The sequence below is a fragment of the Croceivirga sp. ABH4_376 genome (genome assembly GCF_056160685.1).
This window is the reverse complement of record NZ_JBSWXQ010000001.1, coordinates 628,392-644,858: the sequence shown is the minus strand read 5'-3', so window position 1 is coordinate 644,858 and position 16,467 is coordinate 628,392. Positions and strand designations below refer to the sequence as shown.

The 16,467-nt window shown below is 36.0% G+C and carries 15 protein-coding genes; 8 read left to right on the top strand and 7 right to left on the bottom strand.

Going from position 1 to position 16,467, the window contains the following annotated elements; genetic code table 11:
• Nucleotides 1–27: 27 nt before the first annotated feature.
• Nucleotides 28–498, top strand: coding sequence for a regulatory protein RecX (locus ACXAGS_RS02835; protein WP_474904349.1), 471 nt, complete (start codon nucleotides 28–30; stop codon nucleotides 496–498).
• Here the strand turns inward: ACXAGS_RS02835 and ACXAGS_RS02830 are convergent.
• Complete coding sequence (locus tag ACXAGS_RS02830; protein WP_474904347.1) at nucleotides 479–1,810, bottom strand: sensor histidine kinase; 1,332 nt, start codon at nucleotides 1,808–1,810, stop codon at nucleotides 479–481. The genes ACXAGS_RS02835 and ACXAGS_RS02830 overlap by 20 nt on opposite strands.
• A gap of 7 nt (nucleotides 1,811–1,817) precedes the next feature.
• Complete coding sequence (locus ACXAGS_RS02825) at nucleotides 1,818–3,176, bottom strand: sigma-54-dependent transcriptional regulator (protein ID WP_474904346.1); 1,359 nt, start codon at nucleotides 3,174–3,176, stop codon at nucleotides 1,818–1,820.
• A 158-nt stretch (nucleotides 3,177–3,334) separates the two neighbouring features.
• Here ACXAGS_RS02825 and ACXAGS_RS02820 point away from each other — a divergent pair, with 158 nt between their 5' ends.
• Genes ACXAGS_RS02820 through ACXAGS_RS02810 form a run of 3 tightly spaced genes read left to right on the top strand, consistent with a single transcriptional unit; the run spans nucleotide 3,335 to nucleotide 7,789 of the window.
• Entirely contained in the window at nucleotides 3,335–4,582 is a 1,248-nt protein-coding gene (locus tag ACXAGS_RS02820) for an efflux RND transporter periplasmic adaptor subunit (protein ID WP_474904345.1), read from the top strand.
• 54 nt (nucleotides 4,583–4,636) lie between these two features.
• Complete coding sequence (locus tag ACXAGS_RS02815) at nucleotides 4,637–5,332, top strand: ABC transporter ATP-binding protein (protein WP_474904343.1); 696 nt, start codon at nucleotides 4,637–4,639, stop codon at nucleotides 5,330–5,332.
• Between the two features lie 24 nt (nucleotides 5,333–5,356).
• On the top strand, nucleotides 5,357–7,789 hold the full coding sequence (locus ACXAGS_RS02810; RefSeq protein ID WP_474904342.1) for an ABC transporter permease: 2,433 nt from the start codon (nucleotides 5,357–5,359) through the stop codon (nucleotides 7,787–7,789).
• Between the two features lie 18 nt (nucleotides 7,790–7,807).
• Here ACXAGS_RS02810 and ACXAGS_RS02805 read toward each other — a convergent pair whose 3' ends face one another.
• Together ACXAGS_RS02805 and ACXAGS_RS02800 are read right to left on the bottom strand one after the other, a co-directional pair.
• Entirely contained in the window at nucleotides 7,808–8,665 is an 858-nt protein-coding gene (locus tag ACXAGS_RS02805; RefSeq protein ID WP_474904340.1) for a cupin-like domain-containing protein, read from the bottom strand.
• A 206-nt stretch (nucleotides 8,666–8,871) separates the two neighbouring features.
• Nucleotides 8,872–10,701, bottom strand: a complete 1,830-nt coding sequence (locus tag ACXAGS_RS02800; RefSeq protein WP_474904338.1) for a TonB-dependent receptor plug domain-containing protein — start codon at nucleotides 10,699–10,701, stop codon at nucleotides 8,872–8,874.
• 95 nt (nucleotides 10,702–10,796) lie between these two features.
• On the opposite strand from ACXAGS_RS02800, the gene ACXAGS_RS02795 reads away from it, so the two are divergent.
• Entirely contained in the window at nucleotides 10,797–12,293 is a 1,497-nt protein-coding gene (locus ACXAGS_RS02795) for an aminotransferase-like domain-containing protein (protein ID WP_474904337.1), read from the top strand.
• A 45-nt stretch (nucleotides 12,294–12,338) separates the two neighbouring features.
• Here ACXAGS_RS02795 and ACXAGS_RS02790 read toward each other — a convergent pair whose 3' ends face one another.
• The 3 genes from ACXAGS_RS02790 to ACXAGS_RS02780 all read right to left on the bottom strand — a co-directional run bounded on the left by ACXAGS_RS02790 (nucleotide 12,339) and on the right by ACXAGS_RS02780 (nucleotide 14,895).
• Nucleotides 12,339–13,763: a flotillin family protein gene (locus ACXAGS_RS02790; RefSeq protein ID WP_474904335.1), complete on the bottom strand. Its 1,425-nt coding sequence runs from the start codon at nucleotides 13,761–13,763 to the stop codon at nucleotides 12,339–12,341.
• Between the two features lies 1 nt (nucleotide 13,764).
• A complete protein-coding gene (locus ACXAGS_RS02785; protein ID WP_474904333.1) occupies nucleotides 13,765–14,340 on the bottom strand; it encodes a hypothetical protein in 576 nt (191 codons plus the stop codon).
• 174 nt (nucleotides 14,341–14,514) lie between these two features.
• A complete protein-coding gene (locus tag ACXAGS_RS02780) occupies nucleotides 14,515–14,895 on the bottom strand; it encodes a putative signal transducing protein (protein WP_474904332.1) in 381 nt (126 codons plus the stop codon).
• A gap of 200 nt (nucleotides 14,896–15,095) precedes the next feature.
• On the opposite strand from ACXAGS_RS02780, the gene ACXAGS_RS02775 reads away from it, so the two are divergent.
• The 3 genes from ACXAGS_RS02775 to ACXAGS_RS02765 are packed head-to-tail and all read left to right on the top strand — an operon-like array spanning nucleotide 15,096 to nucleotide 16,435.
• Complete coding sequence (locus ACXAGS_RS02775) at nucleotides 15,096–15,623, top strand: N-acetyltransferase family protein (protein WP_474904330.1); 528 nt, start codon at nucleotides 15,096–15,098, stop codon at nucleotides 15,621–15,623.
• A gap of 56 nt (nucleotides 15,624–15,679) precedes the next feature.
• Nucleotides 15,680–16,228 (top strand): DUF2975 domain-containing protein, encoded by a 549-nt coding sequence (locus ACXAGS_RS02770; RefSeq protein WP_474904328.1) that lies wholly within the window; start codon nucleotides 15,680–15,682, stop codon nucleotides 16,226–16,228.
• 3 nt (nucleotides 16,229–16,231) lie between these two features.
• Entirely contained in the window at nucleotides 16,232–16,435 is a 204-nt protein-coding gene (locus tag ACXAGS_RS02765) for a helix-turn-helix domain-containing protein (RefSeq protein WP_474904326.1), read from the top strand.
• The last annotated feature ends 32 nt before the right edge of the window (nucleotides 16,436–16,467 follow it).

The following is a 16,467-nucleotide window of genomic DNA, read 5'->3' as shown; positions in this document are numbered from 1 at the left end:
CTTTTTTTGTTTTTATACATTTATAGCATGCAAAACACCCCAAGTTTTACGGTAGAGGAAGCTACTAGAAAATTAGAAGCATATTGCGCTTACCAAGACCGCTGCCACAAAGAAGTGATAGAGAAATTAAAGGGTATGCGCATGATACCTGAAGCCATTGACCAAATAGTTACGCATTTAATTCAGGAGAGTTATTTGAATGAAGAACGTTTTGCTAAAAGTTTTGCAAGAGGTAAGTTTCGGTTTAAAAAATGGGGTAGAAATCGCATTACTAATGAACTGAAGCTAAGACAAATATCGCATTACAATATTAAAACTGCCTTAAAAGAAATAGAAGCAGATTACTATACTGTCTTTCATGAATTAGCAGATAAAAAGTGGGAACAAACCGAAGGTTTACCTATACAAAAACGCAAAAAAAAACTATTAGATTTTCTGCTATATCGAGGTTGGGAAAGCCATCTTATTTATGAAAAAATCAATGATTTGGCATTTTAAAACTAAGGTAGAATTGGGTATGACCCACTTTACTTGTAAAATGGATACTGCCATTGTGGGCATTCATAATATTTCTACTTAAGCTTAACCCTATTCCTGACCCATTTTTACGAGTGGTAAAAAAGGGAACAAAAACATCTCGCTTTAATTTAGAAGGTATGCCCTTACCATTGTCCGTAATTGTAAACACAACCTTTTGCTCTAATTCTTCTGCAGCAAAATCAATTCTAGGTTCGTCTACCTCATCCAAAGCATATACACAGTTGGTTAATAAATTAATGAGTACTTGTTCTATTTGTTTGGCATCTACATAAACCCGCAATTTATCGTTAGGCACGGTAACGGTAACTTTTATACCTTTTTCTTGCAATAATCCACTTAACAGAGACATACTACCCGCTAATAAATTAGTAACCGAAACCCATGCTAATTTAGGTGTAGGCAATTCTGCCAACATACGGTACGTATCTATAAAGTCTAATAAATGCTTGGAGCGCTTTTGTATGGTTTCTACACTTCGGTTTACATCTGTATAACTGTCACCTAGCTTTTCTTTATGTTCCGCTAATAGCGATTCTAAATTGTGTGCAAGAGGCTGTATGGGAGCCATGGTATTGATAATTTCATGACTCATCACCTTCATTAAATTAAACCAAGCTTCTTTCTCTTTCTTTTCTATTAAATTCTGTATAGCGTCCAAATTGACCACCAAATAAGCCTGATTGTGAATGTAAGAGACAAAGGTGCGTAGCGAAAAATCACTTTCTTGACCATTGACATTCAGAGTAATGACATCCTTTACGTTATTCCAGTTTTCTTCTTTTAAATACCCATCAAAAGCCTTTAGTTCTCGCGAAGCATTTACCCACTTATTATACCTAGGCATTTGTAAAAGTTGAAAAAAAGCTGCGTTAGCATAAAAGAGCTTATCATCGCCTTTTTTTAAAATTAAGACTCCTGTATCCATGGATTCTATGATACCCTCATACACTATTTTTTGAGCAGCTGCATTTTTTTTTGCAGATTTTAAATTGCCGTATAACTTTTGTAAGGGCAAAGCTAAAGTAGTCGGCAATTGATTTTCTGGCACCTTAAAGGCATAGTCTTCTTGCACTAATGCTTGTATTACCTGAGTGGTTCTTAAATAGCCATTTTTAATACGCCACAAAAGTAGGCCTGCTATAGCCAAACAGAGTACCAACAAAAAAAGTGGTAAAAAGAAAAAACCCTTAATACCGTAATACACTGCTGCTGCAATACCAATGGCTATTAGCAGTAAGCAAAGCCAGAAAAACGTGTTAAAGTAGCGCATGTTTTACTTACAAATTATGTTTTTCCATTCGCCTATACAAAGCGGCCCTAGTAATACCTAATTCTTTTGCGGCCTTACTTACATTACCGGTATGCTTTTTAAGTGCTAATTGTATCAATTGTTTTTCCGTAGCCTCTAAATTTAAATTCTGCACCGTTTCTTGCGGTGTAACCGCTGGGCCAAACCGTAAATCGGATTCTTGTATTTCATTGTCTTCACTTAAAATAACAGCACGCTCTACAATATGTTCTAATTCCCTAATATTTCCGGGCCAATGATACTTGTCCATGGCATTTAAGGCCTCCATAGAAAATTGCAAACGCCCTTTTTGGTATTTGCGCTTATTCTTTTCTAAAAAATGATGTGCCAAAAGGGCAACATCTCCCGTACGCTCCCGTAATGCCGGCAATACAATTTCCATAGTATTGATACGATACAGCAAATCTTGCCTAAACCGCTGCTCTGCCACCATCTGATGCAAATCCATATTGGTGGCGCAGATTATCCTAACGTTTACCGTTCTTTCTTTTGCTTCGCCCAGACGAACCACTTTTTTAGTTTGTAGCACAGTTAACAGTTTACTCTGTAAATGAAGCGGTAAGTTTCCTATTTCATCTAAAAACAGGGTTCCCTCATCTGCTAACTCAAATCGCCCTAAACTATCTTCTTTAGCGTCTGTAAATGCTCCCTTTGCATAGCCAAACAATTCACTCTCAAATAAATTTTCGTTTAACGAGCCTAAATCTACATGGACAAAAATTTTATCTTTTCTGGCTGAATTTTGATGTAGCATTTTCGCTACTACATACTTGCCGGTACCATTTTCTCCTAATAACAATACATTAGCCTGGGTATCTGCTACTTTATCTACCAAATGCAACACCTCTTTAAACGCTTGGGAGGTACCCAATACATTTTCTTGTGGCACTACTCCGTTTTTAGACAAGCTTTGTAGTTTACTTTCTTGTGTGTTAGACTTTACCATAGAAAGCCCGTTTTGTAGGGTTGCTAAAAGCTTATCATTGCCCCAAGGTTTTAAGACAAAATCAAAGGCGCCTTTCTTTAAACTTTCCACCGCTAAATCTACATTGGCATAGGCTGTCATTAACACCACCATGGTTTCTTGAGAGCGCTCTTTTATCAGCTTAAGCCAATACAAACCCTCCTTACCACTTTGGTCTCCCGCTCTAAAATTCATATCCATTACTACCAAATGCAAGACCGTTTTATTAAGCATAGTTACTAACTCTTTAGGATTGGTTGTGGTAAGTACGTTGGTAAAATGCCTTTTTAAAAACACTTCCATAGAAAAAAGAATGTCTTTATCGTCATCTAAAATAAGTACGGTTGCCTCTTGCTTTGCCATACCCAATGTTAGCAAGTTGTACGATAATGAACAAATAAGTGTCCGATAATGAACAGTTTAAAATTTATGCAAAATTATTTATGGTTGATTATCAGAACCTTATAGCTCTAAATTTTAATGGCACGGTCTAGGCTTATATCCTACCGAAAATTAATAGCATGGATCAAAAAATAGAAAAAAAGAAGAATCCTACTAAAAAGATTGCCCTTATCGCTATACCGCTTATGCTACTGGGTTTTGCTTTATGGTCCGCTTTTGACGCTAACCAAAAAGTTAGGATTAAAAGGGAACGGGTACGTATTAAAACAGTAACCAAAGGTCTATTTGAAGATATGGCACTATTTAACGCACAAGTACAACCTTTAAATACACTACAAATAAATACAATTGAAAGTGGTTCCGTAAAAAAAATCTATGCGCAAAATGGGGATGTAGTTACAGAAGGTCAATTACTTTTAGAACTATACAACCCTAATGCAGAATTGGGCTACCTTACTCAAGAAACAGCCATAATAGAACAAATAAATAACCTGAGAAATACTAGAATTGCCATAAAAAATCAGCAAATGCTATTGGATAGGGATTTAATTGAAATGACATACAATTACAACAATGCGGAACGCCAATATAGCGTGGATACTACTTTATTTAGAAAAGGTGTTATTAGTAAAAACGACTATTTAAAATCGCAAGAAACGTATAGCTTTCAATCCAAACAACAGCAAAATATTAAGGTACACGTTAAGAAGGAACAACAAGACAGGGCCAACCAGTTGCATTTGATAAATGCCTCCATTGCTAAAATGGAAGAAAGTTTGGAGCAATTACGTCAGAATAAAGAAAATTTCATTGTAAAAGCGCCAGCATCAGGGCTGCTTTCTTCTTTTAACCCTATCCTGGGAAAATCGTACAACAAAAGTGAACTCATTGGTAAATTAGACATGCAAGATGGTTATAAGTTAGTTTTGGCTGCAGATGAGTATTATTTTAATGACATTACCAGAGGGCAAGAAGCACATTTGGAATTGAACGACAGCCTTTATCCGTTAGTAATAAAGAATGTAGTGGCAGAGGTGGTTGCCGGTAAATTTCAAGTGGAATTGAATTTTAAAGAAAATGCACCCAAAAGTATTAACCAAGGAATGACGGTTCCTGTAAAAATATATCTTTCAAAGGAGGAAAAATCGGCCTTATTATTGCCAAAAGGCACTTTTTACACCTCTAGTGGTGGCCAGTTTGTTTTTGTGCTTACCAGTGAAGACAAAGCTGAAAAGCGCAGTATTACCATTGGCAAAGTTAACGCTCACTTTTATGAGGTGTTAGATGGCCTACAAGCAGGAGACAAGGTAATTACATCTTCTTATACTGATTATAAAGACAAGGACATTCTTTACCTAGAAGATTAAAACCATGATACAGTTAATAAAATTCATCATCAATCTAATATTAAACGTTTTAGCATGATTACCATACAGCAACTTTTAAAAACTTACAGTACAGAAGAAGTAGAAACCACCGCTTTAAACCAGATTTCTTTACAAGTAAACCAAGGCGATTTTATAGCGATAATGGGGCCGTCTGGTTGCGGTAAATCTACTTTGCTTAATGTTATAGGCTTGCTAGATTCTTTTAATAGCGGCAGTTATCAGTTTTTAGGACAAGAAATGCTTGGCTTAAAAGAAAAAGACAGAGCCCAAGTACGAAAAGAAAACATCGGTTTTATTTTTCAAAATTTTAATTTAATAGATGAGCTAAATGTTTATGAGAATATAGAACTACCCCTAGTTTACAACAATATTGGCAAGAAAGAACGTAAAGAACGAGTAATCGCCGTTATGGAGCGTTTAAATATTGCACACAGAAACAAACACTATCCACAGCAATTATCTGGTGGGCAACAACAACGCGTTGCCGTTGCCCGGGCATTGGTGACCGCCCCAAAAATTATCTTAGCAGATGAGCCTACCGGTAATTTGGACAGTACCAATGGCAATGAGGTTATGGAGTTGTTATCTGAGCTTAACCACCAAGGTTCTACCATTTTAATGGTAACCCACTCTAGTTACGATGCCAGTTTTAGCAACCGTATTGTAACCCTAAAAGACGGCAACATCTTAATGGAAAAAGAGAACCAAAGACAAGTTGCCATAGTTTAATCATCCATCAAAAAACGAACAATCATGATCTATTCCTGGTTAAAAATTTTTACTAGGCACCTTAAAAAAAGTCCACTATACCCTATCATCAATACATTAGGTTTAATCCTTGGGGTTACCACATTTGTACTTATTCTCCTTTTTGTTAGTAAGGAATTGAGTTACGAAAAATGGAATCCTAACCTAGACCGTATTTACCGTCCAATTCGTCTTTTTGATAATGGCGAAGTTTGGGAAAGCGCACCGCGTGTAATGGTAAAAACGGCTTTAGAACAACTGCCAGAGCTAGAAGATGCGTTACTAATGAATTATGACAGCGGCATTTTGTTTAATAAAGATGGTAAAAAAGTGATTTCCAGCGCCAAGCGCACCACCGCCAATTTCTTTAAGTTCTTTCCCTACCCCATAAAATATGGAGACACCACAAATCTTTTTAAAGATGACAGCCAATTGGTTTTAAGCGAAGCGTTCTCTAAAGAGCTATTTGGAGACGTAAACCCTGTTGGAGAAACTGTGGAAACGCTTTACCGAAACGAACCCCATAATTTTACTATTGCCGCTGTTTACAGTACCGATGGCTACCCAAGTGATGAAGAACATGCGGTTTTGCGTTTAATGGACTTAAAAGCCAATAACAATGATCACTGGGGTAATTTTAATTACGATGCCTATTTTATGTTACACAAAGGGGTAGATGTTGCTGCATTTAATAAAAAGTTTGATGAATTCTACGACCAAAACACCTACGAATCTTGGGGTGTAACCTACGAGCAATATTTGGAGCAAAAAGAAGAGGCAATGTTTGTAGAAAATCTAGGAGACAGGCACCTTTTTGGTAAAGCTTTAATGGGTAAAGGTGCTAATACACTTTACATTCTAGCTGTTTTCGCTTTGCTTATTTTGGTGATTTCCGCCATCAATTTTATCAATTTGAGCATTTCTGGCGCCACCAAACGCGCTAAAGAAGTAGCTATTAGAAAAACATTGGGAACATCCAAACTAAACGTTATATCCCAATTTATTTTTGAAGTTGCCCTGCAATGTGCTTTTGCTTTATTGGTATCCTTGGCTTTGATAGAAATTGTACTACCTCCTTTTAACACCTTAATGGGTACGGATTTGGAATTGCTAAATGCTTACAACAAATGGTGGTGGGGCTTTGGCATAATTACCGTCTTAATTTTAATTTCTGGCTTGTTTCCGGGTATTTACTTAAGTCAATTTAACCCAGTCAAGGTTTTAAAGGGAAATTTTAGTCGCTCTAAAAGTGGGCAAAAACTAAAACGAGGCATGATTGTTTTTCAGTTCTGTATTTCTGGTATTTTTCTTATTTCTGCTTTTTTAATCAAATCTCAATTGCATTACATGAACAATCGTGATTTGGGGTTCACCAAAGAACAAATGCTAATTATAAACATTAGAAATGCAGGGGAGACCCACAATAAGTTGGCTACTTTTAAACAAGAACTTAAAAAGATAGATGGGGTTGCAGCCGTGGCTACTACCACCAGACCGCCTGGCACGTATGCCGGTTTTGGCTCCAATTCTAACGTAGATTATCAAGAATTAAGTTTCCAAGCAGATATGCATTTTATTGATGCTGATTTTATACCCACTATGGATATAAAACTGAATAAAGGCAAAAACTTTACCAAAGATTGGATGGATGTAGACACCTCTCAAGTATTCTTGGATAATGACGGAGATACCATTTACGCCAATGAAGTAATTGTTAATCAAAAATTGGTGTCTAACTTTCAATTTAAAAATCCGATAGGAAAACAAGTAGAATATTGGGGTTATAAAGGCACTATAATTGGCGTTATAGACAATTATATTGCTAAGGGTTTTGATCAAGGAGCGTACCCTGCCCTTTACATGCCCTATCTTAAAGGGGAAACCGGAGATTGGGGAAAACCTACCCATTTAATGGTAAAATTAAATGGCACCGCAATTACCGAAACCGTAGCAAGTATAGAGGATTTCTGGACCCAAAATATTGAACCCAGGTTTCCATTTAAATACGAATTTTTGGACCAAAATTTTGCCAAGACTTTTGCAAAACAAAAGCGGTTAGAAACATTGGTGACCATTTTATCTTTCTTAATGATATTTATTTCGCTTTTAGGACTATTTGCCATAGCCTCTCATAGCGTGCAACAACGCTACAAAGAAGTTGCTATACGTAAAACCTTGGGAGCATCAGAAAAAACTTTGATTTTAAGCTTGATAAAAGAATTTATTGTGATAGCCCTAATAGCGTTGTGCATTGCTCTGCCTGTTTCTTATTTGTTAGCAGATAGGTGGCTAGAAGATTTTGCATACCGAATTAATGTGCCTTTAGCACCTTTTGCCATTACCATGGTACTTATGTTAACCCTAACATTAGCCATAATTTTAATACAAGCACTAAAGGCATTAAAGATAGATTTAGTAACCCATTTAAAATACGAGTAACCACAGACCAACCCAGAACTAACGGGCACTGGTTCTCTCCACTGCCTGTTGGTTTTTATAGTCTATCCAAGCTTGACCCTTCCATTTACGCATGGCATTATCATAATGGCGCATCACAAAAATATTGTATAGTGCTTTTGCAAAGTTTTTTGGTTTTCTGGCAATAGCTCTTAAACTCATGCTAAAACCTGGCGTAATATACCGCATGTAGTGCCAGTAGCCTTCTGGTATGTAAAGCACATTACCATGCTCTAATTGGGTAATAAACCCTTTTGCGTTTTTTAATGCTGGCCATTGGCCAACATCTGGATTGGCAAAATCTATATCTTCCCTAGTAATTAAAGAGTGGGGCACCTTGTATAAATGTTTGGTTTCGGATTGTGGAAAAAGAATACATTCTTTCTTACCTTCAAAATGAAAATGAAAGATATTGGCCAAGTCAATATCATAATGCATAAAGGTGTAGGAGTCTTTTCCTCCAAAAAATAGCATTGGCAGGCCTTTCATCAATCTAATTCCAAAATCTGGAAAACTAAAATCCTTTTGTAGTTGTGGTACTTCTTTAAGAATATTCCACAGAAAAATTCGGTATTTGGTAGGTTCTTTTTTTAGTAAATCCACATAATCGGCCATTTTCATTTTGGCATGCGGCTCATTAAAACCTTCATCATGTTTTACGGGTCTATCATCGTATAAAGGAACCTCTATATCCCCTGCCACCTGTTTCATGTAGTCCAAATTCCATTTATTGTAGGCAGGCCAATCTGCAATCATTTCCTCTATAACCACAGGTTTTTGCGGCTTAAAATAATCGCGTATAAAAGCCTCCTTACTTAAGGTTTTTATTCTTGGAATTTGTTGTAGATTTAATTTCAATCTTAAATCAATTTAATCTACAAAAATAGTAAAATGATGGGCTAGGTAACCTTATCTTAACGTTTAGTAAGGACTTTAAAAGCACCAAAACTTTAAAAAATCAATATTAAAATATCTTCATAAAAAGATTTTTATACTAATTCCCAACTATATTCAAGATAGTTATAAGTGTTGGCGCTTGTTTCTCTTTAATTCCTAACCGTTTATTAAAAACTATAACGTAAACCAAATAATACGTTGCTAGGCGGCATAGGTACAAAACCTGACTCAATATAATCTGCATCAAATATGTTACCTGCGGTAACCGTGAACTCTGCCTGTTTTAATTTGATGGCTAAAGATGCATCCCAAACATTATACGTTTGCCCCGTAGTACGTTCTGCATACTTGTAAACAATATTTTGACGTACATTTTTAAACAATTGCGTACTTAAACGTGTAGTATATTGATGTTTTAAGGTGTTTAGCGAATAACGTGACAAGGCTTCATTTTGGTCCAAAATGTTATCATCTAAAAAGGCGTAACCAACACTTAGTGTCTGCACAAAATCTTTGTACATAAAATTAAAGGCCGCATCTAGCTCCACACCTTTTGTGTTTACTTCAGTAATATTTGTGGCCGTAAATACATCTTCAGAAACATTGTTTCTAATGTAATCTATAAGGTTATCTGAGTCTCTATTAAAAACAGCAATACTAGCATTAAACTTAGCAGAGGTATACTTTAAACCTAATTCTTGAGCAAAGGCTTCTTCTGGTTCTAAATCTGCATTACCACTGGTAACAGGGTCATTATAGAACAAATCGGTATAGGTTGGTATACGGTAGGTATACCCAATGTTACCGTAAACCTTAAAATTATTTGTTAGGCTATAACCTATGTCCAAGCCTGGAAAAGCTTTAAACTTAAAATCTGAAAAGTAGGTTAACGCCACCCCTGGGGTAATATCTAACTTATTATCTGCAATACTAAAACGGTGCTCTAAGAACACATTAGACATAAAACGATTTCTATTACCTAAATTGTTACTTCTTAAGTAAATTTTAGAAAACTCCACACCAAAGCCTGTAATCCCCAATTTAGAAGCATAAGATGCATTGGTTTCCACACCAATTTTATTGGAAATGTGCATGTTTCTGTAAAAACCTGGTTCTTTTCTTCTTAATAAAAACAAATCTTGGTTGCGTTTCCAGTATACTCTTGGTTGTATTTTTAGCTTATTTTTTTGAAAGGTGGTAGCGAATGCCAACAAGCTATTTTGTGTTTCTTCATACTCATTAAAAGTAGGATTGGTGGTATAAAAATTCTCAGCTCCAAAGTTACGTTCCAAGAAAGTAGCGGTCATTTCTATAGGCTGAGCGTTTTTATTAAAAATGCTTTTCAAGTAGTAATTTCCATTATCATAATCAGAATTATTCCGATAACCTGCAGAAGTAACCCTGCCTACGTGTATTATATGAGAAGAATTCTCCTTTTCTACACCAGCAGTTACACTACCGTTCAGTTGCCCAAAGGAACCAGCCTCTACATTTAGAGATACCGAGTTATTCAAATTCTTTTTTGTAATAATGTTGATGGCCCCTGCAAATGCATTCTGCCCAAAAACACGAGCCGCAGGTCCTTTTATTATTTCAATTCTTTCAATTACTTCTAAAGGTAATGCTGCATTCATGGTATGATGACCCGTTTGCGCATCGTCCATTTTTACCCCGTCTATCAACAATAAAGTTTGGTCAAAACCCCCACCTCTTATGTACAAATCTGCCTGGCTACCACCGGTACCACGTCTTCTAATATCTACACCCGCAACTTGCTGTAGCAAATCTGCCACATTTACCGCCACACTATTTTTAATATCATTAGTTGTAATGATATTAATTGTCCTAGAGTTTTCTTTAAATGGCAGGTTAATTCGGTTTGCCGTAACTACAACTTCGCTCAGCGAATCTACCTTTGCCACAGCATCATCTTGTTGTGCTTTAATATGATAAGCACCTGTAAGTAAAATCGCAGAAAATAAAATTGATTTTTTCATTTTTTAAGCTTGTAACGTAAGTTTTTAAGTCATTTAATTTAATCCTACAAAAGTCCTAACTTTCCGGACGATTAAACTAGTCCAGTTCTAAAACAATGAATAGTCCGGTTTCAGATTTATTGGCTCAACTCGTATCTATAGACAAGTCTATAGTACAACCGGTCTATGTGCAAGTGGCACAGCAAATTATGAACGCCATACAACGTGGTTATCTAGAAAAAGGGAGTAAGTTACCTGGAACACGGGGTTTATGCCAGCTATTGAACGTGCATCGTAATACTGCTGTTGCTATTTATGAAGAATTAGCTTCACAGGGTTGGGTTAATATTATTCCCAATAAAGGCACTTTTGTTGTATTTCCAGAAGATTCTTCTTATAAAATAAAAGCAACCGCACAGCACATAAATGATGTTTACCAATATCCAAAAGCACCAGGATTTCCTTTTCAGCAATCTTTCAATTTAGCTTCTACCAAAGAGGAGAGTACTGCAAAATATAGCCTTAGTGATGGTAAACCCGATTTAAGGTTGCATCCAATACACCAATTTTCTAGATGGTATAGTGCAGCTATGAAGCGCAAACCACTCATCAATAAATGGAATAGAACCAGCGCATTAATCCCTTCCGTCTTTAGCACGCAATTGTGCAATTATTTAAACGCCACTAGGGGGTTTCATATAAAACCAGCCAACTTATTAAATACCCGTAGCACAGAGATGAGCCTTTATATCGTATCTAGGGTATTGATTAATCCAGGCGACTTAGTACTAGTAGGCCATCTAAGTAATTACGTAGCCAATATGATTTTTCAACAAGCGGGGGCAAAAATAAAAACTGTTCCTTTAGATGAAGAGGGGTTGGATACAAACTATATTTTAGAACATTATGCGAATAAAGGCATACGTTGCATTTATGTTTGTTCTAATAGGGATTACCCAACAACTACTACGTTGAGTACCAAAAGAAGGTTGCAATTATTGGCACTAGCAAAAAGCTATGGTTTTGCGGTAATCGAAGACGATTTTGACCATGACTTTCAGTTTGAAGGTTCGCCCATGCTACCCATGGCAAGTGCAGATGCCAACGGAAATATCATTTATCTAGGAAAACTAGGGCAATCGTTATTTCCAAGTTTTCATACTGGATTTGTTGTGGCCCCAGAACAGGTGATAACGGAAGCAAGAAATTATTTACAGCTTTTGGATACCCAAGGCGACCTTATTCAAGAGCAAATGCTTTCAGAACTGATAGCTGAAGGCGAAATATACCGTCTAAAGAAAAAAAATATTGTTACCTACAAGCAACGGAGAAATTTGCTAAGTAGCCTGTTAAAAGAATATTTTGACGGAATACTTGATTGGGAACTACCTTCTGGTGGTCTAGCCATATGGCTTAGGTTTAAAAAACCTATTTCTTTAATTAAATTTGCGGAAGAAGCGGAAAAGCATGAATTGTTTTTACCAAAAACTATTCTTTATCAAGATAGAACAAACTGTGCCATACGCTTTGGATATGGCCATTTAAATGAGAAAGAGCTCTTGGTAGTAGTTAAGGCCCTAAAACAGGCATACCTAAAGCTGGCAACTGCTTAAAATAAAAAGAGACCATTTTTTCATGGTCTCTTTTAAATTATTAAACTATTCTTCTATGGATTTTTGTTCTTCCGATTGGCCCTCTGTTGCTTTACCAGCGACTTTATCTTTGCCTTTTAAGTATTCTGGCAACTCCATACCTGCCATGTTAAACATTTCTTGCAACGGCGGAACGGATTTATACATGCCCGAAATAAAGTTGGCTGTAGAATTTTTACCGTCTTCACTATTTCCAGAATCCCATACGGTAACCTTATCTATTTTGATGTTTTTGATAGCTTCGGCTTGTTTTTCTACCAATTCCGGTAGTTTATCGGCAATTAGTAATAATACCGCATCTTTAGGATTATTGCCTGCCGCTTTTACAATTTCGTCTAAACCTTGTGCCTGTTTGGTCAATACTTCAAACATACCTTTTGCTTCGGCTTGGGCCTTAAATAAAATTGCATCCGCTTCACCTTTGGCTTTTCTTCTAATACGTTCTGCCTCTGCTTCTGCTTCTATCTCTACCTTTTGCTTATCAATTTGTGCCGGTACAACTATATCTGCCATTTGAGAGCTTCTTTCGCGCTCTGCCCTGGCTATTTCTGCATCCTTCTCCGCTGCATAAGACTCTTCTAAAGCTTTTGCTGCTTGTACTTTTTCAGAAGCAATAGCCGTGCGTTCAGCTTCTGCCTCTCGCTGACGTCTTAAAGAATCCGAATTGGCAACATCAATCTTAGCAACGTTTTCACCTTCTACTGCCTTGGCATTGGCCGCGGCTACTTGGGTACGCTCGTCTTGCTTGGCATTAGCCTCACCAATAGAACCATCCCTGTTCTTTTCTGCTACGGATTTTCTTGCGGCATTTATAGCATGTGCAGCGGCTTCTTTACCCAAAGCCTCTATATATCCAGACTCGTCTACGATATCCGTAATATTTACGTTTATCAATTTTAAACCAACTTTTTTAAGTTCAGATTCTACACTTTGCGAAATATTGGTTAAAAATTTATCCCTATCAGAATTAATTTCTTCAATATCCATGGAGGCAACTACCAAACGCAGTTGTCCAAAAATAATTTCTTTAGCCAAATCTTGTACTTCTGGCAAACCAAGACCTAGTAAACGTTCTGCTGCATTTTGCATAACCCCCGGTTCCGTAGAAATACCAATAGTAAACCTAGATGGTACATTAACCCTAATGTTCTGCTTACTTAAAGCATTTTTTAAATCTACCTCTATGGATATTGGTGTTAAATCTAAATATTCATAATCTTGGATTACGGGCCAAACAAAGGCCGCACCACCATGAATACATTTTGCCGAATTACCAGAACCCACCTTACCATAAACCACGAGTATACGGTCTGATGGACATCTTTTATACCGCCGTATAAACGATATAATGATAATGAACATAAAAAGAATGGCAAAGCCAATGGCCAATAGGGTTGCCCCTCCGCCTAATTGTAATGGTAGTGTAATCATTTTATTGGTTTAAAAGGTTAACTATTAATATTCCAGTATCTGTTACGTCTTTTACTTTTACAACGTTACCCTGTACTAAATCATGGTCTTCATCGGTTAAGGCCTGTAATTCCCTTAACGTGCCTTGTACATTTACGCTTACCTTGCCAATTCTACTTCTTTTTGCTCCTATGGTAAGGTAAACTTCGCCTATTTGGTCTACAGCATTTTTAAGTTGTAGCGTTCCACTACTTTGCATCTTTCCTAAATAGTAAAATAGGCTCGCCATGGCTAACATCATTAATAGACCACATATAACGGATATGACTATGGTAATACCTGTAGCCAAACCATTATCTAAACATGCGATACCAGACCACCCGAAAATAGTAAAGAAACCTACCAGGTTTTTAAAGGATAGAAATTGAAACCCAATGCCCGTATCTGCATCAATGTCTGCATCTACATCACCAGCATCTTCTACATCGCCACCCAAGAGCGTAGTAAATACCAAGAACAAGAGGAAAATAGAACCAATAACGGCTACTATCCAATACACTTTTTCGAACACGGTAAGTGCAGTAAACCATTCTTCCATAACAGTTAGTTTAGTTGGTTAATTCAAGATAAGAATATTAACGCTTATCCAAACATTTTATTTAAGTCGATAATTTTATTAACAGTTAAGTTACAGCATAACGCTGTAGTTTGTAAAGCATCTCTGATAGCTATTGGTATTAAAAAAAGTCATTTTGTTACAAAATTCAATTAATTAAGCCCTTCTAATGAACTTACAATGTAAACAACGATACTTTTTAGGTTCTAAAAAAGGAAAGAGTTTGTGCATTAAAGTGTTTCTAGAATAATAAACTTCAGATTTTTGTCGCTTACAATTGGGGCAAGTTATTAAGTTACCTTCTTGATCCTGTGCGTAAGAACGTACTTCATCATAAATTTCCCTTGCCCGTTCCTCATCTACAGAATGTACTTGAAGTTTTATTCCACCAATAGCATTAGAGGCAAACGGTTCTATACCTACTGTGTTAGCGTCTTTTAGAAACACTGAAATACCTTCAGACTCTAATTTACCTTTAATTACCTGCACGTCTGATAAAAACTCAAAACTACCAAGTGTAACCAACTCTTTAGCCATCCCAATTGAATAAATATTAAACTACATTCAACACAATGGCTGAATTTATCTTAGATAAATACAATAATACGATGTTTAAGAACTAATTGACAATCAAAATTTTGAAACCAATTTTCCTAGTTTAAATTGCAATATTATCAATGCGTTTTTCTTTACACCTTCCTGTTGTTTATTTTGGATTTAAGAACGTAATTTAAATTATGATACACTATACCCAAGTTAGCAAAGAGGAAGAAATATTTCAGATTCTAGCGTTACAGCAAAAAAATCTCCCCAAGAGTTTAACCCAAGAAGAAATAAAAGCACAAGGTTTTTTAACCGTTGAGCATGATTTTGAGCTACTACAAGCCATGAATAAAGCCTACCCACATACCATTGCTGTAGAAAACGGAAAAGTGGTGGGCTACGCACTTTCAATGCACCCAATATTTAGGAACCAAATTGAGGTGTTAAAATCAATGTTTGTTGAACTTGAAAAAGTGTATCAAGCCCAAGATTACATGATAATGGGACAAGTTTGCGTTGCCAAAACGCATCGAGGGCAAGGGGTTTTTAGGGGATTGTACCAAAACATGAAACGTTTTATACAACCAAGCTTTAAGGCTATCATTACCGAAGTTGATACCAAAAACATCCGCTCTATGCAGGCTCATAAAGTTATTGGATTTAAGGAGTTATCAAGGCATTTTTCTAATGGAAAAGAGTGGTCATTGATTGTTTTAAAATAATTTATTATCGTTTTTCAATAATTTTATATATTTGTTATTGTTAAACAATAATTTTTATGAAAAGACTATTTTACTACTTAAGTTTCGTTGTATCTTTTTTATTGATTGTAGTAATTGCAAGCCTTCTGGATGAAGTAGCTTCTTTCTCAAAAGATTTACTTGTTTATTATGATTTAATTGAAGAGGCAGAATCTCAAAACGAAGCTTCAACAATATCAATACTCTTAAGTTTCATAAAATTTTTACTACTGATATACATGCTTCGCATATTAAACCCATTTAGAAAACATCTTAAGCAGTTAGATATACATAATCTTTTTGATATTTCATCTGCCAAGGTTTTTTCTAAAGTTGGTAAAGGATTTATTATATACAGTATAATTAAGTTCTTCATTACTTGGTTTGAAAAGGGATATGAAGGATATTTTTTGTTGTTAGCGGAAAAGAATCAAGATGACACACTAATAAAAGTTTTTTTTGAAGGATTAATAATTGCAATGGATAATCGAATTCCATTATTGATAATGGGGCTATTTCTCCTCATAATATCAGGAATAATAGAGCGTGGTTATGTATTAAAACAAGAAAACGACTTAACCATCTAAATCATGCCAATAGTTATAAATTTAGATGTGATGCTTGCTAAGCGGAAAATGAAAAGCAATGAACTTGCAGAAAAAATAGGTATTACTACTGCTAACCTCTCCATTTTAAAGACCGGTAAAGCTAAAGCCATACGGTTCTCAACTCTTGAAGCGATTTGTAAAATACTAGAATGTCAACCAGGGGATATTTTAGAGTTTAAAGATTAAAAAACCGCTGCCACTTTAATCTTCATAAGCGA